The following is a 16,472-nucleotide window of genomic DNA, read 5'->3' on the forward strand; positions in this document are numbered from 1 at the left end:
TCCGATGGCAGCCCTCCACATGGGCCTGGATGTCGGATCGACGACGATCAAGCTCGTCCTCATGGACGACGGCGTCCCGGTCTTCGAGGACTACCGCCGGCACAACGCCGATGTCCAGGTCGAGCTTGCCCGGCTGTTCAAGCAGGCCGAAGCGGCCTTCCCCGGCAGACACATCGCCGCCGCCGTCACCGGCTCGGCGGGCCTCGGCATCGCCGACCGGCTCGGGCTGCCCTTCGTCCAGGAGGTGATCGCCGGCACCGAGGCGATCCGGCGCACCATTCCGCAGGCCGATGTCGTCATCGAGCTCGGCGGCGAGGACGCCAAGATCACCTACCTCAAACCGGCCCCGGAACAGCGGATGAACGGCTCCTGCGCGGGCGGCACCGGCGCCTTCATCGACCAGATGGCCACACTCCTGCACACCGACGCCCTCGGCCTGGACGAGCTCGCCTCCCGCCACCGGAACCTGTATCAGATCGCGTCCAGGTGCGGCGTGTTCGCCAAGAGCGACCTGCAGCCCCTGATCAACGAGGGCGCGCCCAGTGAGGATCTGGCGGCCTCGATCTTCCAGGCCGTCGCCACCCAGACCATCGCCGGTCTGGCCTGCGGCCGCCCCATCCGGGGCACCGTCGTCTTCCTGGGCGGACCGCTGCACTTCCTCCCGCGGCTGCGCGAGGCCTTCCAGCGTTTGCTGGCCGGCAGCGCCGACGCGTTCATCACTCCTCCCGACGCGCAGTTGTACGTGGCCAGGGGCGCCGCCTACCTCGCCGAGGGCGAGCCCCTTGCGCTGGCCGCCCTCGCCGAGCGGCTACGCACTCGCCGCAGCGCCGACACCTCCAGCGCCCGTATGCCGGCCCTCTTCGCCGACGACGCGGAGCGCGAGGCCTTCGACGCCCGCCACGCCACTGCCCGGGTGCCGCAACTGGACATCTCGCAGGCCAGTGGGCCCTGTTTCCTCGGGATCGACGCCGGGTCGACGACGATCAAGGCCGTCGTGATCGACGACCGGCGCCGGATCGTGTTCTCCCACTACGCCACCAACGGCGGCGACCCCGTGCGTGCGGCCGTGGACATCGTGCGCACCGTACGCCGCTCCCTGCCCGGCACGGCCGTGCTGGCCCGCTCGTGCGCCACCGGCTACGGCGAGAGCCTGATCAAGGCGGCCCTGCACGTCGACGACGGCGAGATCGAGACGATGGCCCACTATCGCGCGGCGGAGTATGTGTGCCCCGGGGTCAGCTGCGTGATCGACATCGGCGGCCAGGACATGAAGTTCCTGCGGGTCCGCGACGGCGTCATCGACTCGATCTCGGTCAACGAAGCCTGCTCGTCGGGGTGCGGGTCGTTCCTGCAGACCTTCGCCGAGACCATGGGCCTGGACATCGAGTCCTTCACCGCCGCCGCCCTGGCCTCCTTCAGCCCCGTCGACCTGGGGTCGCGGTGCACCGTGTTCATGAACTCCTCGGTCAAGCAGGCGCAGAAGGAAGGCGCCAGCGTCGGCGACATCTCGGCCGGACTCTCCTACGCGGTCGTGCGCAACGCGCTCTACAAGGTGATCAAACTCAGGGACCCGGCCCAACTCGGCGAGAAGGTCGTCGTCCAGGGAGGAACGTTCCTCAACGACGCGGTGCTGCGCGCCTTCGAGCTGCTCACCGGCCGTCAGGTGGTGCGCCCCGACATCTCCGGGCTGATGGGCGCCTTCGGCGCGGCGCTCATCGCCCGGTCCAACTTCGTGCCCGGACACCCCGGACGTCTGCTGTCCGCCGCGTCACTCGGCTCGCTCCGTGTGCAGACGTCCGCCAAGACGTGCTCGATGTGCCAGAACCACTGCCAGTGCACCGTCTCCACCTTCAACGACGGCCGGCAGCATGTCTCCGGCAACCGGTGCGAACGCGGCGCCGACGAGTCCGCCCCGAAGAGCCCCCTGCCCAACCTCTTCGACTACACCTACAAACGGCTCTTCGGCTACCGGCGGCTCACCGCGGCCAAGGCCCACCGCGGCGACATCGGCATTCCGCGCGTGCTCAACCTGTACGAGAACTACCCGCTGTGGTTCACCACTCTGACCGCTCTCGGATTCAGGGTGATCGTCTCGGGCCGGTCCAGCCACGAGGTGTTCGAGAAGGGCATGGAGTCGATCGCCTCCGAGAACGTGTGCTACCCCGCCAAGCTCGCCCACGGGCACATCCTCAGCCTGCTCGAACGCGGTGTCCGTACCGTCTTCTACCCCTCCGTCTTCTACGAGCAGGAACTCACCGAGGGCGCCGACAACCACTTCAACTGCCCCGTCGTCACCTCGTATCCGCAGGTCATCGCCAACAACATCGAACAACTGCGGGCCGACGGCGTCCGCTTCCTCAACCCCTTCCTCAACCTCGCCAACCGGCCCGTACTCGCCCGACGGCTCGCCGAGGTGTTCGCCGAGGAGGGCGTGACCGAGCAGGAGGCCGCCCAGGCGCTCGACCTCGGGTTCGCCGAGGACGCAAAGGCCAGGGCCGACATCAGGGCCGAGGGCGCCCGTGCGCTGGACTACATGGCGGCCACCGGCACCCGGGGCATCGTTCTGGCAGGGCGTCCCTACCATGTGGACCCCGAGGTGCACCATGGCATCCCCGAACTCATCACCGGCCTCGGCATGGCTGTACTGACCGAGGACAGCGTGCTGGGCCTGGCCTCCCTCGAACGCCCGCTGCGCGTCCGGGACCAATGGGCGTACCACTCGCGCCTCTACGAGGCCGCGGCCATGGTCGCCGGCCGCGAGGACCTCCAGCTCGTCCAGCTCAACTCCTTCGGCTGCGGACTGGACGCCATCACCTCCGACCAGGTCGCCGAGATCCTCGAAGCGCAAAGCGACGTCTACACCACCCTGAAGATCGACGAGGTGTCCAGCCTCGGCGCAGCCCGCATCAGGCTCCGCTCCCTCGCCGCGGCGACCCGCGAGCGGACCTCCCGCGCCAGAGAGGCCGAGCACACCGCACGGGTGGAGGCGGCGCAGGTGAACGGCGTGCGGGCGAACGGCGTGCGGGCGAACGGCCTGCGGGTGGACGGCACATCGGCAGACGGCGTATCGGCGGGCAGCCCGGGAGCGAACCCCTCCCCCGCGCACAGCCACGTCCTGGCCCGGGTCCCGTTCACCCGCCGGATGCGACGCGAGCACACCATCATCGCCCCGCAGATGTCACCCATCCACTTCCGGCTGCTGCAGGCTGCCCTGAGGCGCTGCGGCTACCGGATCGAGATCCTGGAGACCGCATCGCCCCAGGACATCGACGCCGGCCTCGGCCACGTCAACAACGACGCGTGCTACCCGGCCGTCCTCGTCGTCGGCCAGCTCGTCAACGCCTTCGCCACCGGCCGGTACGATCCCGAGACCACCTCGGTGATGATCAGTCAGACCGGTGGGATGTGCCGCGCCACCAACTACACCGGTCTGCTGCGCAAGGGACTCGAGGACGCCGGCTACGGACATGTCCCCGTCCTGGCGGTCTCCACCGGCGGCATCGAGAAGAACCCCGGATTCTCCCTCTCCCTCCCCCTGATCCACCGCGCCCTCCAGGCCGTCGTCCTGGGCGACCTGCTGCAGCACTGTCTGCTGCGCGTACGCCCCTACGAGGCGGTCCCCGGCAGCGCCGCGGCACTGTACGAGCGGTGGAACGCCATCGTCTGCGACCACCTCGAACACCGGCGCCCGGCGGCACGGGGACGCCGGCGGGGATACGCGAGGCTGATCGAATCCCTCGTCGACGAGTTCGACCGGCTGCCTCTGCTCGACGGACCCCGCAAGCCGCGCATCGGCATCGTCGGGGAGATCCTGGTGAAGTTCCATCCGGACGCCAACAACCACCTGATAGACACCATCGAGTCCGAGGGCTGCGAGGCGGTACTTCCGGGGCTGGCGGAGTTCGTCTTCAACGACCTGTACGTCACCGAGTGGAACCACGCCAACCTGGGCACGGACACGTACTCGCGCTGGGCGAAGAAGGCCCTGCGACGCCTCGCCGAGGTCTACCGGCGTCCCGTACGCCGGGCCTTGAGCGCGACCGGCGGCAAGTTCCCCGTCCCGGGCGACCTCGCCCTGATGGCGCAGCACGCCTCCGCCATCGCCTCACTCGGCAACCAGGCCGGTGAGGGCTGGCTCCTCACCGCGGAGATCCTCCATCTCCTCGCAGACGGCGTCCCGAACGTCATCTGCGCCCAGCCCTTCGCCTGCCTGCCCAACCACGTCACCGGCAAGGGGATGTTCCAGGAGATCCGGCGCCGCCACCCGCACGCCAACATCACGGCGATCGACTACGACCCCGGAGCCAGCGAGGTCAACCAGCTCAACCGGATCAAGCTCGTGATCGCCTCCGCCCGGCTCCAGGCGACCGCCCCGGACCCACTCCTGCCGACCGGTTCCCCTCTCCCAGGACACACGGAGGCCCCCTCGGGCGCCGCAGGCCGCTGAGAGCGTGGTCTAGTCCAAAATTAGCACCTGGTCTAGGCCAATCTATTGACGCGGTCCCGTCAGAGCGATCAAGCTGAACTCCCTCCCCCCACTTCTCTGGAGGAATCAGTGAGACCTCTTCGCGCAGGCCTGGGCGCGGCGGCCGCCGTCGCCCTCGCCGCCGCCGGAACGACCGCGCTCGTCGCGGGTCACGCCTCGGGCGCGACCACCGCGCTGAACAACCGTTGGTACGCCGCCGCCCCCTACCTGATGCCGCTGGACAACGACCCGCCGGACCCGGCCGCCATCATGGACGCCACCGGTCTCAAGGCCTTCCAGCTGGCGTTCGTCCTGGCCCCCAACGGCGGTGGCTGCACGCCCACCTGGGGCGGTACGGCGGCCGTCTCCTCCGACACCGCCGTCCAGTCGGTGATCAACACGATCCGCGCCAAGGGCGGCGACGTCTCCATCTCGATCGGCGGCTACGGCGGCACCAAGCTGGGCCAGACCTGCGCCGACGCGGCCTCCACCGCGGCCGCGTACCAGCAGGTCATCACCAAGTACGGGCTGCACGCGATCGACTTCGACCTGGAGGAGCCGGAGTACGAGAACACCGCGGCGATCAAGAACGAGATCGGCGCCGCCAAGATCCTCCAGCAGAACAACCCGGGCCTGTACGTCTCGGTCACCACGGCCGGCACGGCGGACGGGACCGGCTGGTTCGGCAAGCAGATGCTGCTGGAGGCGAAGTCGCAGGGCTTCACGCCGAACAACTTCTCCATCATGCCGTTCGACGGCGGCTTCAACGGGGCGGCCTCACAGACCAGCGCGCTCACCAACTTCAACGCGATCCTGCAGTCCACGTTCGGCTGGGACCAGGCGACCGCCTACGCCCACGAGGGCTTCTCCGGGATGAACGGCCGCAGCGACACCGGTGAGTACTTCACCCAGGCCGACTTCAAGACGGTGCTCGACTACGCCACGAGCCACAACATGGACCGCTTCACCTTCTGGTCCCTGAACCGCGACCGCCAGTGCACTCCGGCCGACAACGGCGGCCGTACGTCCGGAACCTGTTCCAGTGTGGCGCAGAACTCCTGGGACTTCGCCAAGTACTCGGTGCAGTTCGCCGGCGTCACCCCGCCGTCCTCGACTCCCACAGCCACCCCGACGTCCACCCCCACGGTTCCGTCCACCGGCTGCAAGGCGGCGTGGAAGTCGGCCTCGGTCTATGTCGCGGGCGACGAGGTCTCGTACAACAGCCACAATTGGAAGGCCAAGTGGTGGACCCAGAACGAGGTGCCCAGCGCCTCGGAGTGGGGCCCCTGGCAGGACGAAGGCGCCTGCTGACGAACTGACAGCCGTAGCCGGTCCGGCGGGGACAGACCCCGCCGGACCGGCTATGCGTGTGTCCAGGCGCCGTGACCCACTGGACCGGAACCACCGCCGACCCACTCGCTACTTGACATTGCCGAGTACCGGCAACAGTCTAGATGCTGTGACTTCCAGCCATGACCCGCAATTGCTCAAAGGTGTCCTCTCGCTGCTGCTGCTGCACCTCCTTGCCGAACGGGAGTCCTACGGATACGAGGTGGCCCAGCGCCTGCAGGCCGTCGGCTTCACCGACGTCCTCGAGGGCACGGTGTATCCGGCGCTGGCCCGGCTCGAACGAGAGGGGCGGCTGGCCACCCGGCTCGTCGCCTCCTCCAGCGGTCCCGCACGCAAGTACTACCGGCTGACCGATGCCGGGCGCGATGCCCTGACGGCTGGTGCCACCGCCTGGGCCCGGCACGTCCACAGTGTCGACTCCGTCCTGTCCCGTCCCCTGCCCACCGCACCGCAGAAGGGTTCCTGACATGCTGCACACCGTCACCTGGCTCGACCGGCTCCGCATCGAGCGCCTCGTCTGGTCGCTCGACCAACGCCTGTACGACCTCCCCTCCCGCAGCCGGGTCGCCCACCGCCGCGAGGTCCGCGCCAACCTGCTGGCAGCCGCCGCCGAGGTCGGCGCCGCGGAAGCGGTACGCCGTCTCGGTGACAGTCGCGAACTCGCGGAGGAGTACCTGACCGCCGAACTCGGCGAAGGGCCACGGCACTCCTGGATCGCCGCCACCCTTTTCCTCCTCACCACGCCGCTGTTGCTCAACTTCTTCCTGGACGAGGCGGCGAACGCCTACCAGCAGGCGATCACGGCCACGGGCGCGCACACTGACGGCACGTTCACCTGGAGCGGCGTCGTCTGGCTGCAGAGCTCCGTCACCTTCGTCGTCCACGGGGGCCATGCCAGCCGCACCGGTGGCGCGTGGACGCCGCTGGTCTACGTGCTGCTGATCGTCGGTGCCGTCGCCTGCGGCCGTCTCTGGCGGGCGCTGCCGCACCGCCGCAACCGTCAGGCCGACTGACGGCCCGGACAACGGACATCCCGCCCCGAAGGGGCCGGCCCGAAGCTCGCCCCGTAAGCATGAGAAGGGGTCAACTATCCGCTCAGGGCCTGGTCGCAGTCGGGGCAGGCCCATCTGCTCAGGATGCTCGGGTACCAGTGATCGCTGGGGCTGCGCGGTGTGTATGCCAGGCGTTCCATACCTGACGTCGGTTTGCCGCAGAAGGTCTCCTCGGCCGGATCTTCAGGTAGTGCGGGATCAGCTGGTGCGGCATGAACATGCTTGATGTACGGCTCTGCACCGCCCTCACCGAAGTCGGTGGACAGCTGCGTTCCCATTTCCTGCAGGACGATGATGCTCATGGCTTCACTGTCTGGCCGGGCGTGATCGTCCGCGCGCCCAGTGCTCGTCCCTGCACCCGTTCGGATGATGGCCGGCCGCTTGAACGGGACCTCTGGAATCCGGGCTCAGTCTGCGTCGTAGGCCTGCAAGGCCGAGGGAAGACAGGTGATCGCGCCGTGGCCGCCCGGCTGCAGGGAGAGCAGGATGGCGCTGATCACTTCCTCCCTGGTAGCCCCGTGCTGCTTGGCCAGACCCACATGAAACGGGATCCCGCTCTCCATGCGCAGCGCGGCGAGCACGGCAAGGTAGGCGAGGTGCTTCGTCTTCGCATCCAGGGCACAGGCCTCGCCGAGCGCGCTGGTGGCATTCATCCACGCCCCCGCGTGCGCTGCGGCCTCCGTTCCGAAGACCTCGAAGGCCTGGCTCACTCCGCCGGGCATCCGTTGCGCCGCCATCGTCATCACATCCGTTCCTGGCACGACGGACCAAGAGCTGGTCGTTCATCAGCACGCTACCGACGGAGCAACGGCACCCGCAGGGCCGAAAGCCCCCCACGGGCAGGGTCGGCCCGCCCGCCCCGGCATCGCCCGGAAGTGTGAACGCCGTCAGGCGAACTGCGGGGTGAAGGGGCGTAGTTCGTCCGCACCCGGCTGCACGACACCGTAGCTGCCCTCAGGAACCTCGTTCCACGCACCGGGCAGATCGCCCAGGGGTTCGGAGACGACGAGTCGGGTCTCGTCGGACGCGTCCCGCAGGAAGGCCGCGTCGGGATGGAGTGCCCGAAGTGTCTCCACCTGTGTGCTGTGGAAGAGCGAGCGGGAGGCTCCCTGGCTGGAGTAGCGGAAGGCCCACAGACGATGACCGTCGGTCACGGCGACGGTCATCTGCAGCGGGAATTCCACACCGTACCGGTGACCGGTCTGTTCCACGAGGCCCGCCATCCGCTCGACGGCGCCCGGTGGGTCCTGTTCCAGGCCGAATGTGAGTGCCAGGAAGAACATCATCTCCGAGTCCGTCGACCCCTCGATGTCGAGGAAAAGATTCGGGTCGACGGCCAGGGCCAGGTCCCGCCGCATCCGGTGGAAGCCGGTGATCGCCCCGTTGTGCATCCACAGCCAGCGGCCGAAGCGGAACGGGTGGCAGTTGGTCTGCTGCACCGCCGTGCCGGTGGTGGCCCGTATGTGCGCGAAGAAGAGGGGAGAACTCACGTGATCGGCTATTTCCCGCAGGTTGCGGTTGTTCCATGCAGGTCCGGTGTCCCGGACGATTGCGGGAGTGTCGAGGCCCGGCGTGTACCAGCCGACCCCGAACCCGTCGCCGTTGGTCGTCTCGACGCCCAGGCGGGCATGCAGACTCTGGTCGATCAGTGAGTGCGCGGGGCGGTAGAGGATGGTGTCGAGCAGGACGGGTGTGCCCGAGTAGGCAAGCCAGCGGCACATCGGCTTCCGATCTCCTCGTGTCGTGGGATGACCGACCCCAGCGTCCCGTGCCGCCGTCGGCCGCCGGGTCACCCACGGGGGGTGATTCGTCTCCGGGGCCGGGTCCCGGCGCTGCCCGTGCAGGCCCACTCGGCATGTTGGTACCGCAGGAGAGACAGCAGTCACAGGTGCGTGGCGTCAGTCGGTGTCCAGACCGTCGATCAGGCGGTTGAGGAACCGGGTGAAGGTGGCGTCGGGGGTGAGGGGACGTCCGGGGGCGGAAAGGGCTTCGGCAAGTTCCGGGTGGCAGCCGTCGGCGGCGACAGCGGCCAGGTAGCGGCCCTCGGCTGCGGCCCGGTCCGGTGACCGTGAGGCCGCGGCCTGCGCGATCTCATGGCCGACGTGCCCGGCCACGAATGCGGTGAGCTGGGCGAAGACCTCCAGCCTCGCCGCACCGTCCAGCCCGGTGGGCCGTAGAACGGCGAGCGCGTGTTCCAGGAAGGCCAGGGTGTTGGGGCCCGGAACGCGACGGGTGGACAAGGCGGCGGGCAGCCAGGGGTGGCGCAGCATGTGGGCGCGCTGCAGGTGGGCCACGGCCTTCAGATCGGTCCGCCAGTCGCCGCTGGGCGGGTCCGTGACCGTGAGTTCGCCGCTGACCTGGTCGACCATCAGTTCCAGCAGCGTCTCCTTGTCAGGGGCGTAGCTGTACAGCGACATGACACCCGCGCCGACCTCGGCGGCCACGCGCCGCATGGTGACCGCTTCGAGTCCTTCCGCGTCCGCCAGAGCGACGGCTGCCGCGATGATCGCCTCCCGGCTGAAGGAGGGCCTGCGGCCCCTGCGGGGCTCGGCGGGACGCAGCCAGAGCTGTTCGGGATCGACGCCCGTGGCGCCGGACTTTCCGTCACCGGACACAGCCTCGCACTCCTTCCCGTGGACCGTGGTTGCTGAGGCGGCTCTTGCGAAGGTCATCCAAGCATGGTCTATTCTCGTACAGCGTACGAGAATAGAGGAGGGAACGATGCCATCACGCACGCCCGACGCCGTGGCCGGACCGGCCTGGGTGCCACCCGCCGGCAAGCCGCCGCTGTCCTCACGGATGATGAGGGCGACCTGGCGAGGTCTTCCGGCGAGACGGCACAAGGCCGGATGGGAGCCGGGGCTGGTGGTGCCGGCCGCCGACGGCAGCCCGTTGATCACCGACCACTACTTCCCCCGTGCGGAGGGCGATTTCCCGACCCTCCTGGTCCGCTCGCCCTACGGCCGCGGCGTGCCGTGGTCTCCCATGTACGGCCTGCTCTTCGCGGAACAGGGCTTTCACGTGGTCCTGCAGAGCTGCCGCGGCACCGGCGGTTCGGGCGGTGCGTTCGACCTGTGGCGCAACGAGGCCGCCGACGGGAGGGCCACGGTGTCCTGGCTGCGCGAACAACCCTGGTTCAACGGAACGCTGGGGACCGTCGGCCCCAGTTACCTGGGTTACGTGCAATGGGCCCTCGCCTCGGACCCGCCGCCGGAACTGAAGGCAATGGTGGTGCAGGTAGGGCTGCACGATCCCTACGCCCTGTTCCACGCAGACGGTGCGCTCCGCCTGGAGAACGCCCTCGCCGTCGGCGTGGGCATGATCTACCAGCATCAGGGCATGGCACCGTTTCTCAGGGCGACGCTGCGCCTGCAGCGCCGACTGCGCCACGTCACCACCGCGCAGCCCATGCGTGGAGCGTACGCGTCAGCCCTCGGGTGCGAACTGCCGTGGCTGGACGACGTGATGACACACCCGGACGCCAAGGACGCCTACTGGAGCGACGCGTCGCCGGCGGAGCCGGCGGAGCGGCACCGGGTGCCCACGGCTCTGATCACCGGATGGCACGACGTACTGGCCGACCAGACCTTCGAGCAGTACGACCGGCTGCGCCGGGCCGAATGTGAGACCGCCCTGCTCGTCGGTCCCTGGACCCACACCTCGGCCCTGCAGCAAGGATGGCCCGAGGTCTTCACCGAGAGCCTCACGTGGCTGCGCGCCCACCTGTACCCCGATCCCTCCGGCCTGCGTCCCACCGCGGTACGTGCACACATCGGCGGCGCAGACATCTGGCGGGACCTCGACGACTGGCCACCGGTCGCGGCGGCCACCTCGTGGTACCCCGTACCCGGCGGACATCTCACCCGGCAGGCCCCCACGGACTCCGCACCCCTGACGGCGTTCCGCTACGACCCGGCCGACCCCACCCCTTCCCTGGGCGGCCCGCTTCTCTCCCGCACCGCCGGTCCCCGGGACAACGGCCCCCTGGAGGCCCGGGACGACGTCCTGACATTCACCGGCCCACCGCTGACCGAGCCCATGGACATCCTGGGCCCGGTCTCAGCACGGCTGGGCATCTCCACGGACACCGGACACGCCGATGTCTTCACCCGCCTGTGCGACGTGGACCCACAAGGCCGCTCCGTCAACATCTGTGACGGGTTCGGCCGACTCCGGACGGCCGGACAAGCGCCCTCGCAGGTCACCGTGCCGATGAGTTCCACCGCCCACCGCTTCCCCGTCGGCCACCGCATACGCTGGCAGATCAGCGGGGGTGCCCACCCACGCTACGCCCGCAATCCCGGCACCGGTGAGTCGCCCGTGAACGCCACCACCTTCACACTGGTGCACATCACGCTCCACGCGGACTCGGCACTGGTACTTCCCCGGAGCCCCGGGCTCACGTGATGCGTCACCCGCAAGGCTGCGGGTCGGAACTGCGGGGCGCGGGCGCGGTGAAGCGGTTGAGGCTCAGTCCGGAGTGGTGGAACGGCCCGGGGGCAGGTCGGCGAGGATCGAGTTGACGACCAGTTCCGTGGAAGCCGCCATATCGACGGCCTCCGGGTCGAGCAGCCACTGCACCTGGAGTCCGTCCATGACGGCGATGATCGCGTTGGCGGCGTGCCCGGCTCGCGCCGTGTCCGCCGCGTCGAGTCCGCAGGCCTCGGTGATGGCGTCGGTGACGAAGGCCCGCAGACCGGTGTAGCGGTCACGGAAGTAGCTCTGCGCCGGGTGGTCGTCGGTGACGGACTCGGCCGACAGGACGGCGTAGAGCCGGACGATGCCCTCGCGCTCGGCATTACGACGCGCGGTGTCGACGAGGTGCCGCAGAAACTCCAGCCCCCGCGGGCGCTCGGTGCCGAGTTGTTCGATGTCCGTCTCGTCGCGCAGTGCGAGCACGCTGGTGAGCAGCAGCGACTTGGAGCGGAAATAGTGCAGGACGCCGGCCTGGGACAGCCCCGCCCGGTCGGCGATCTCGGCCAGGGAGGCGTTGTTGTACCCGCGCGCCGCGAAGGTGTCCATGGCGATGTGCAGGATGTCCTGCTGGCGCCGCTGGGCTTCGGGACTGCGGGGGACGCGGGGCCCGCCGCGCGCGCCCCGGGCCGGTCTGCCTACTGACTGGTCGGTCACCTCTTCACCTTACGTCGCCTCCACCACCCCCTCGGACGTTCTCACCGACTTCCCCCTTCACTGTGATGGGAACCACTTACTAAGTACTCAGTAGGTGATCTATCATGATGCCGTCGTTCCGCTGGAAGCCGCCGTCGAGCCCCTTGGGAACCCGCATGTCATCGCTGTCGTCAGCAGCCGTCGCCACGGGCGGAGAACCGCCCGGCGCACTCGCTGACGTCCGATCCGTTCCTCCCCCCATGACCGAGTCCACGAGCGGCGGCCGCTGCCTCACCACCGCAAGTAGGCAATGTGTCCCGCACCGGGTGCGGTGGCGCCCCACCGCTGCCGCACCCGGCCATTCCGCCGACCGGTGGCCCGCGCAGTAGCCCGCCGGCCCCGAGCAGGGCCGCGGCCCTGCCACTCCGGTCCGGCGGGCCGAGCGCACCACACCCCTTCGACCCCGGCCGGCTCGCTGTCCTCCCCGCTGCGGCGAGCCGGCCGGTGCATCCCCCCACGTTGTACCGACCGAAGGAGACCCCCCACTGTGTCAGCACACAACAGATTCCGTACGCCGAGGGCAGGGGCCGGTGCCGCCGCCCTGACCTTGGCTCTTGTCGTCACCGGTCTCGGTTTCACGTACGGCGGAACGGCGCAGGCAGCCGATCCCGTCGCCCAGGTATGGGTCACCACGCCGGACGGCTCCCGCAAGCTGACCTCCGACGGCAGCCTGGCCTTCAGCAGTTCCCCGCAGAGCATCGACCTGCGGATCGACAGCAGCCAGAAGGGACAGCGGTACACCGGCGCGGGCGCCTCGGTCACCGGCGCCTCCGCGCACCTCATACAGGGGCTCTCGCAGGACCGGCGCGACGAGCTGATGCGGTCGCTGTTCTCCACCTCGGGCGACGGCATCGGCCTGTCCTATCTGCGCCAGCCGCTCGGCAGCAGCGACTTCGACGCCACCTCCGGACCGCACTCGTACGAGGACACGCGCGGGCAGTTCTCCATCGACCGCGACAAGCAGGAGATCGTCCCGGTCGTCAAGCAGGCCCTCGGCGTCAACCCGTCCATTCGTCTGATGGGCACGCCCTGGTCGCCGCCCGCCTGGATGAAGACGAACAACTCGCTGAACGGCGGCAGCCTGCGAAGCGCGAACTACGGCGACTACGCCGACTACCTGGTCAAGGCGATCAAGGCATACGGCCAGGAGGGGATCACCCTCTCCGACCTAACGGTGCAGAACGAGCCCGAGAACCCGACGAGTTACCCCTCGATGTCGATGACCTCGGCGGAGCAGGCCGACTTCATCAAGGTGCTCGACCCGAAGCTGACGGCAGCCGGCCTGCCGACGAACATCCTGGCCTTCGACCACAACTGGGACCACCCCAACTACCCGCTCGACGTCTTCTCCCGTACGAGTGGGACCAGCCGGGTGATCGGCGCCGCCTTCCACTGCTACATGGGCGACCCATCCGCCGAGCAGCAGGTGGCAGGCACCGGCAAGCGGGTCTTCTTCACCGAGTGTTCCGGCACCGACAGCGACAACAAGGCCAGCACGTTCGGCGACAGTCTGCGCTGGCAGGCGCAGAATCTCGTCGTGCAGAACATGCGCAACGGCGGCGAGACCGTCCTGACCTGGAACCTCGCCCTCGACCAGAACGGCGGCCCGCACCAGGGCCTCTGCGGCACCCGGTGCAACGGCGTGGTGGAGATCGCGAACGGCAGCGTCAACCGGGGCGCGGAGTACTACTCGCTCGGCCACATCAGCAAGTTCGTCAAGGTCGGCGCCACCCGGATCGGCTCCACCAGCCAGGGCAGCGGCGGTGTGCAGGATGTCGCCTTCCAGAACCCGGACGGCACCCGCGTCGCCTATGTGGTGAACACCTCCGGCGGCTCGCAGCGCTTCTCCATCACCGACAACGGCCGTTCCCTCGCCTACACCCTGCCGGCCGGCGCGGTGGCCACCTTCGTGTGGAACCCGAACGGCGACACCGGCGGCGGCTCCACCGGACCGATCGACTCCTCCGCCTGGTACCAGGTGGCGAACACGGGCAGCGGGGCCTGCCTGGACGACAGCGACTGGGGCACCGCGAACGGCACCGCCCTCCAGCAGTGGGCCTGCGGCGGCGGCGCCAACCAGAAGTGGCAGTTCCGCTCGACCGGTGACGGCTACTACCAGGTCGTCAACCAGTACAGCACCAAGTCCTTGGACGTCGAAGGCGGTTCCGGCGCCACCGCCGACGGGACCAGGGTCCAACTGTGGGACTACGCGGGCGGCACCAACCAGCAGTGGCGTGCAGAGTCCGTCGCGTCGGGGCAGTACCGCTTCGTGGCCCGGCACAGCGGCAAGTGCCTGGCCGTGGACGGCGGCTCCACCGACAACGGGGCGAAGCTGTCCCAGCAGTCCTGCTCCGGCGCGGCCGCTCAGTCCTTCCGCCTGACCGGCTGACCTGACCCGCCCGGGTCGCTCCGGGTCACCCAGGGCCCCGGCGGCGGGACCCGGCCCACCGGCCGGACCCCGTCGCCGAACCGTTTTGCGGGCAGCAGCATCGGCAGGGCCGGCACCATCGAGCCTCAGCGACCGGCGCTCATGTCAGGTGGTCGGGGGCGAGGTTGTAGGCCAAGCTGTCCGGCATGAAACGGCCCTCGATGTATGGGAACGGGCCCTCGGGCAGGTCGTAGACGGCCATGGCGGGACCGGGCACCGGCCGCCGTCCCGGAGCGGTCTCCCACCGTGACACCGGTGTCCGCCAGCGCGCCAGGGCCAGGCCGTCCGGCAGCGTGGCGTACCGGTCGGTGTGGAAGTCGACGGGTGCGCCACGCTCGTCGAGGAACACCCGTGCGGTCACGGTGTGGCCGGCGTCGGTCAGGGTGACGTCGAAGGAGTGGTCGTCGACTTCCGCCCATGTCGCGGCCGGGTCCAGGAGCATCGAGGGGGCCAGGAGGACGGCGTCGTTGAGGTAGGTGATCAGTTCGCTGATGTCGTACTCTTCCCCGTGGCCGTCGGCGACCTGGAGGGCGTCCAGCAGCTTGATGCGCAGTCGCCCGCGGCCGCGGGCGTAGGTGTCGTGGCCGTACACGGGAACCAGGTGGGCGAAGCGGATCCGCAGGGCGAAGATGCGGGCGACGTCGACGGCGGAGTTGTACTGCCATGCCTCCGCCGCCGCCCAGCGGGAGCCCGGGCGCATGCGGAACCGGCCGGTGAACCGGGCTCTGAACGACCGGTCGCGGGGTCTGCCGACCACTCCCATGAATCCCATGTAGCGCTGTACGGTGTCCGGCAGTCCGGCCAGGTCGGCGTCGGTCACCGGCGCTGCGGAACGATGGTCGGAGCGCAGCCCCGCAGCCGCGACGTCCTTCGTCAGAGCGCGGTACAGCCGGCCGCCCGGCCGCACCTGGCCCTCCGCGAGGCCGTCACGGCCCCCGCCCCCAGCACCTGGGCCACTCATCGGACACCACCCTTCCGCACGACACCGCGGCCTCGCCGCTTCGCCCCCATTCGATGCCCCGGCAGACCGCGGCAGCCAGGGCCACACGTCCCTGCCTGCCGCACCCGCAGCACCTCCGCAGCACAGGAAGGTTGCTGAACCCGCGCCCGGCTTGACCCCTTCGGTGGGCCGGTCCAGGAAGGCCAGGCACACCCGGAATCGGGGCGAACGTCATGCCTACTACAGCCAACTGCCCCGCGCTGCACTGACGCGCATCACTGCAGCGCGGTGCATGCTGAGGACAGGGAGGAGTGTGGAGGGTTCACTGCGCGTCCGGGTACGAGCCGGCGATCCGGATACTTTCAGGCAACTGTTCGACGAGCATGCTTCGGTGGTCCATCGGCACGCCGTTCGACTGACCGGCAGCTGGGTTCTGGCAGACGATCTCGTGTCGCTCACCTTCCTGGAGGCATGGCGGCTGCGTGAGAGGGTGCTTCCGGGCGACGACAGCCTGCGTCCATGGCTGCTGGGGATAGCGACGAACGTCGCACGCAACACGGTGCGGGCGGCGGGGCGACATCGGGCCGCGCTCGCCAAAGTCCCACCTCCCGACCTGCACGTCTGGTGGCCGCGCTCGACGCCCATCTGGGCCGCTACGTCGGCACACATCTCAACGAGAGTGTCGACGCACTGCTGGAGCACGGCGCAGCACAGCTCGACACCATGTACGACGACTACCGGGCCGCCTTCCTCGACGTACTCACCGAGGCCATCGCCGTCTCCGGCCGGCCCTCAGGAAACGTCACACCCCGGCAGATCGCCGAGGTCCTGGCCGCCGCCGGCGAGGGATGGAAGCACCGCGTCGCCGACCGTCCGGAATTCATCGGCAAGCTGACCATGGCCGTCGACGTCGCGTTGCGGCCGTAGATCCTGCTGCCTGCTGCCTGCCGCGCGCCTACGGCAGCAACGAGCCAGGCCGCCGCCACCGGCGCCGGTACGTGATCCGGCGGGTAACTATCTGGATAGTTACCCGGACGTAGACCGCGCCACGGCCTTGTCAATAACCAG

The 16,472-nt window shown here is 69.3% G+C and carries 13 protein-coding genes and 1 pseudogene; 8 read left to right on the top strand and 6 right to left on the bottom strand.

Features of this window, described 5'->3' with window-relative positions; all coding sequences use genetic code 11:
• Positions 1–4 precede the first annotated feature (4 nt).
• From ACSYGN_RS01585 to ACSYGN_RS01600, 4 genes are all read left to right on the top strand, one after another.
• Positions 5–4,447, top strand: a complete 4,443-nt coding sequence (locus ACSYGN_RS01585) for an acyl-CoA dehydratase activase-related protein (protein ID WP_460391007.1) — start codon at positions 5–7, stop codon at positions 4,445–4,447.
• Between the two features lie 108 nt (positions 4,448–4,555).
• A complete protein-coding gene (locus ACSYGN_RS01590; RefSeq protein WP_460391009.1) occupies positions 4,556–5,776 on the top strand; it encodes a carbohydrate-binding protein in 1,221 nt (406 codons plus the stop codon).
• A 148-nt stretch (positions 5,777–5,924) separates the two neighbouring features.
• Positions 5,925–6,281, top strand: coding sequence for a PadR family transcriptional regulator (locus tag ACSYGN_RS01595; protein WP_460391011.1), 357 nt, complete (start codon positions 5,925–5,927; stop codon positions 6,279–6,281).
• A gap of 1 nt (position 6,282) precedes the next feature.
• Positions 6,283–6,828, top strand: coding sequence for a hypothetical protein (locus tag ACSYGN_RS01600; RefSeq protein ID WP_460391013.1), 546 nt, complete (start codon positions 6,283–6,285; stop codon positions 6,826–6,828).
• 74 nt (positions 6,829–6,902) lie between these two features.
• Here the strand turns inward: ACSYGN_RS01600 and ACSYGN_RS01605 are convergent, their stop codons facing one another.
• The 4 genes from ACSYGN_RS01605 to ACSYGN_RS01620 all read right to left on the bottom strand — a co-directional run bounded on the left by ACSYGN_RS01605 (position 6,903) and on the right by ACSYGN_RS01620 (position 9,539).
• Entirely contained in the window at positions 6,903–7,169 is a 267-nt protein-coding gene (locus tag ACSYGN_RS01605) for a hypothetical protein (protein WP_460391015.1), read from the bottom strand.
• Positions 7,170–7,274: 105 nt separating this feature from the next.
• Positions 7,275–7,610 carry a carboxymuconolactone decarboxylase family protein gene (locus ACSYGN_RS01610; protein ID WP_460391017.1) on the bottom strand — a complete coding sequence of 112 codons (336 nt, stop codon included), beginning with the start codon at positions 7,608–7,610 and terminating at the stop codon, positions 7,275–7,277.
• Positions 7,611–7,754: 144 nt separating this feature from the next.
• Positions 7,755–8,588 (bottom strand): class II glutamine amidotransferase, encoded by an 834-nt coding sequence (locus ACSYGN_RS01615; RefSeq protein ID WP_460391019.1) that lies wholly within the window; start codon positions 8,586–8,588, stop codon positions 7,755–7,757.
• A gap of 177 nt (positions 8,589–8,765) precedes the next feature.
• A complete protein-coding gene (locus ACSYGN_RS01620; RefSeq protein WP_460391021.1) occupies positions 8,766–9,539 on the bottom strand; it encodes a TetR/AcrR family transcriptional regulator C-terminal domain-containing protein in 774 nt (257 codons plus the stop codon).
• A 49-nt stretch (positions 9,540–9,588) separates the two neighbouring features.
• Between ACSYGN_RS01620 and ACSYGN_RS01625 the strand changes: the two genes are divergently transcribed.
• On the top strand, positions 9,589–11,274 hold the full coding sequence (locus tag ACSYGN_RS01625; protein ID WP_460391023.1) for a CocE/NonD family hydrolase: 1,686 nt from the start codon (positions 9,589–9,591) through the stop codon (positions 11,272–11,274).
• A gap of 63 nt (positions 11,275–11,337) precedes the next feature.
• Here the strand turns inward: ACSYGN_RS01625 and ACSYGN_RS01630 are convergent, their stop codons facing one another.
• Positions 11,338–11,997: a TetR/AcrR family transcriptional regulator gene (locus ACSYGN_RS01630; RefSeq protein WP_460391025.1), complete on the bottom strand. Its 660-nt coding sequence runs from the start codon at positions 11,995–11,997 to the stop codon at positions 11,338–11,340.
• Between the two features lie 526 nt (positions 11,998–12,523).
• Here ACSYGN_RS01630 and ACSYGN_RS01635 point away from each other — a divergent pair.
• The gene (locus ACSYGN_RS01635) at positions 12,524–14,425 is read left to right on the top strand and encodes an RICIN domain-containing protein (protein ID WP_460391027.1); all 1,902 of its coding nucleotides are present in this window, start codon (positions 12,524–12,526) and stop codon (positions 14,423–14,425) included.
• 139 nt (positions 14,426–14,564) lie between these two features.
• Here ACSYGN_RS01635 and ACSYGN_RS01640 read toward each other — a convergent pair whose 3' ends face one another.
• Positions 14,565–15,425 carry a DUF6544 family protein gene (locus ACSYGN_RS01640; RefSeq protein ID WP_460391029.1) on the bottom strand — a complete coding sequence of 287 codons (861 nt, stop codon included), beginning with the start codon at positions 15,423–15,425 and terminating at the stop codon, positions 14,565–14,567.
• A gap of 292 nt (positions 15,426–15,717) precedes the next feature.
• Between ACSYGN_RS01640 and ACSYGN_RS01645 the strand changes: the two are divergent.
• Both ACSYGN_RS01645 and ACSYGN_RS01650 read left to right on the top strand, forming a co-directional pair.
• Positions 15,718–16,017 (top strand): annotated as a pseudogene (locus tag ACSYGN_RS01645) (RNA polymerase sigma factor); the annotation flags it as partial.
• A gap of 11 nt (positions 16,018–16,028) precedes the next feature.
• Entirely contained in the window at positions 16,029–16,331 is a 303-nt protein-coding gene (locus ACSYGN_RS01650; protein ID WP_460403947.1) for a hypothetical protein, read from the top strand.
• The last annotated feature ends 141 nt before the right edge of the window (positions 16,332–16,472 follow it).

It is taken from the genome of Streptomyces sp. YIM S03343 (genome assembly GCF_054729195.1).

Bases quoted from the DNA above. Each gene is read 5' to 3' on its own strand.
- ACSYGN_RS01585 (WP_460391007.1), top strand. From the start codon at position 5: ATGGCAGCCCTCCACATGGGCCTGGATGTCGGATCGACGACGATCAAG.
- ACSYGN_RS01600 (WP_460391013.1), top strand. From the start codon at position 6,283: ATGCTGCACACCGTCACCTGGCTCGACCGGCTCCGCATCGAGCGCCTC.
- ACSYGN_RS01605 (WP_460391015.1), bottom strand. From the start codon at position 7,169: ATGAGCATCATCGTCCTGCAGGAAATGGGAACGCAGCTGTCCACCGAC.
- ACSYGN_RS01610 (WP_460391017.1), bottom strand. From the start codon at position 7,610: ATGACGATGGCGGCGCAACGGATGCCCGGCGGAGTGAGCCAGGCCTTC.
- ACSYGN_RS01615 (WP_460391019.1), bottom strand. From the start codon at position 8,588: ATGTGCCGCTGGCTTGCCTACTCGGGCACACCCGTCCTGCTCGACACC.
- ACSYGN_RS01620 (WP_460391021.1), bottom strand. From the start codon at position 9,539: ATGACCTTCGCAAGAGCCGCCTCAGCAACCACGGTCCACGGGAAGGAG.
- ACSYGN_RS01625 (WP_460391023.1), top strand. From the start codon at position 9,589: ATGCCATCACGCACGCCCGACGCCGTGGCCGGACCGGCCTGGGTGCCA.
- ACSYGN_RS01640 (WP_460391029.1), bottom strand. From the start codon at position 15,425: ATGAGTGGCCCAGGTGCTGGGGGCGGGGGCCGTGACGGCCTCGCGGAG.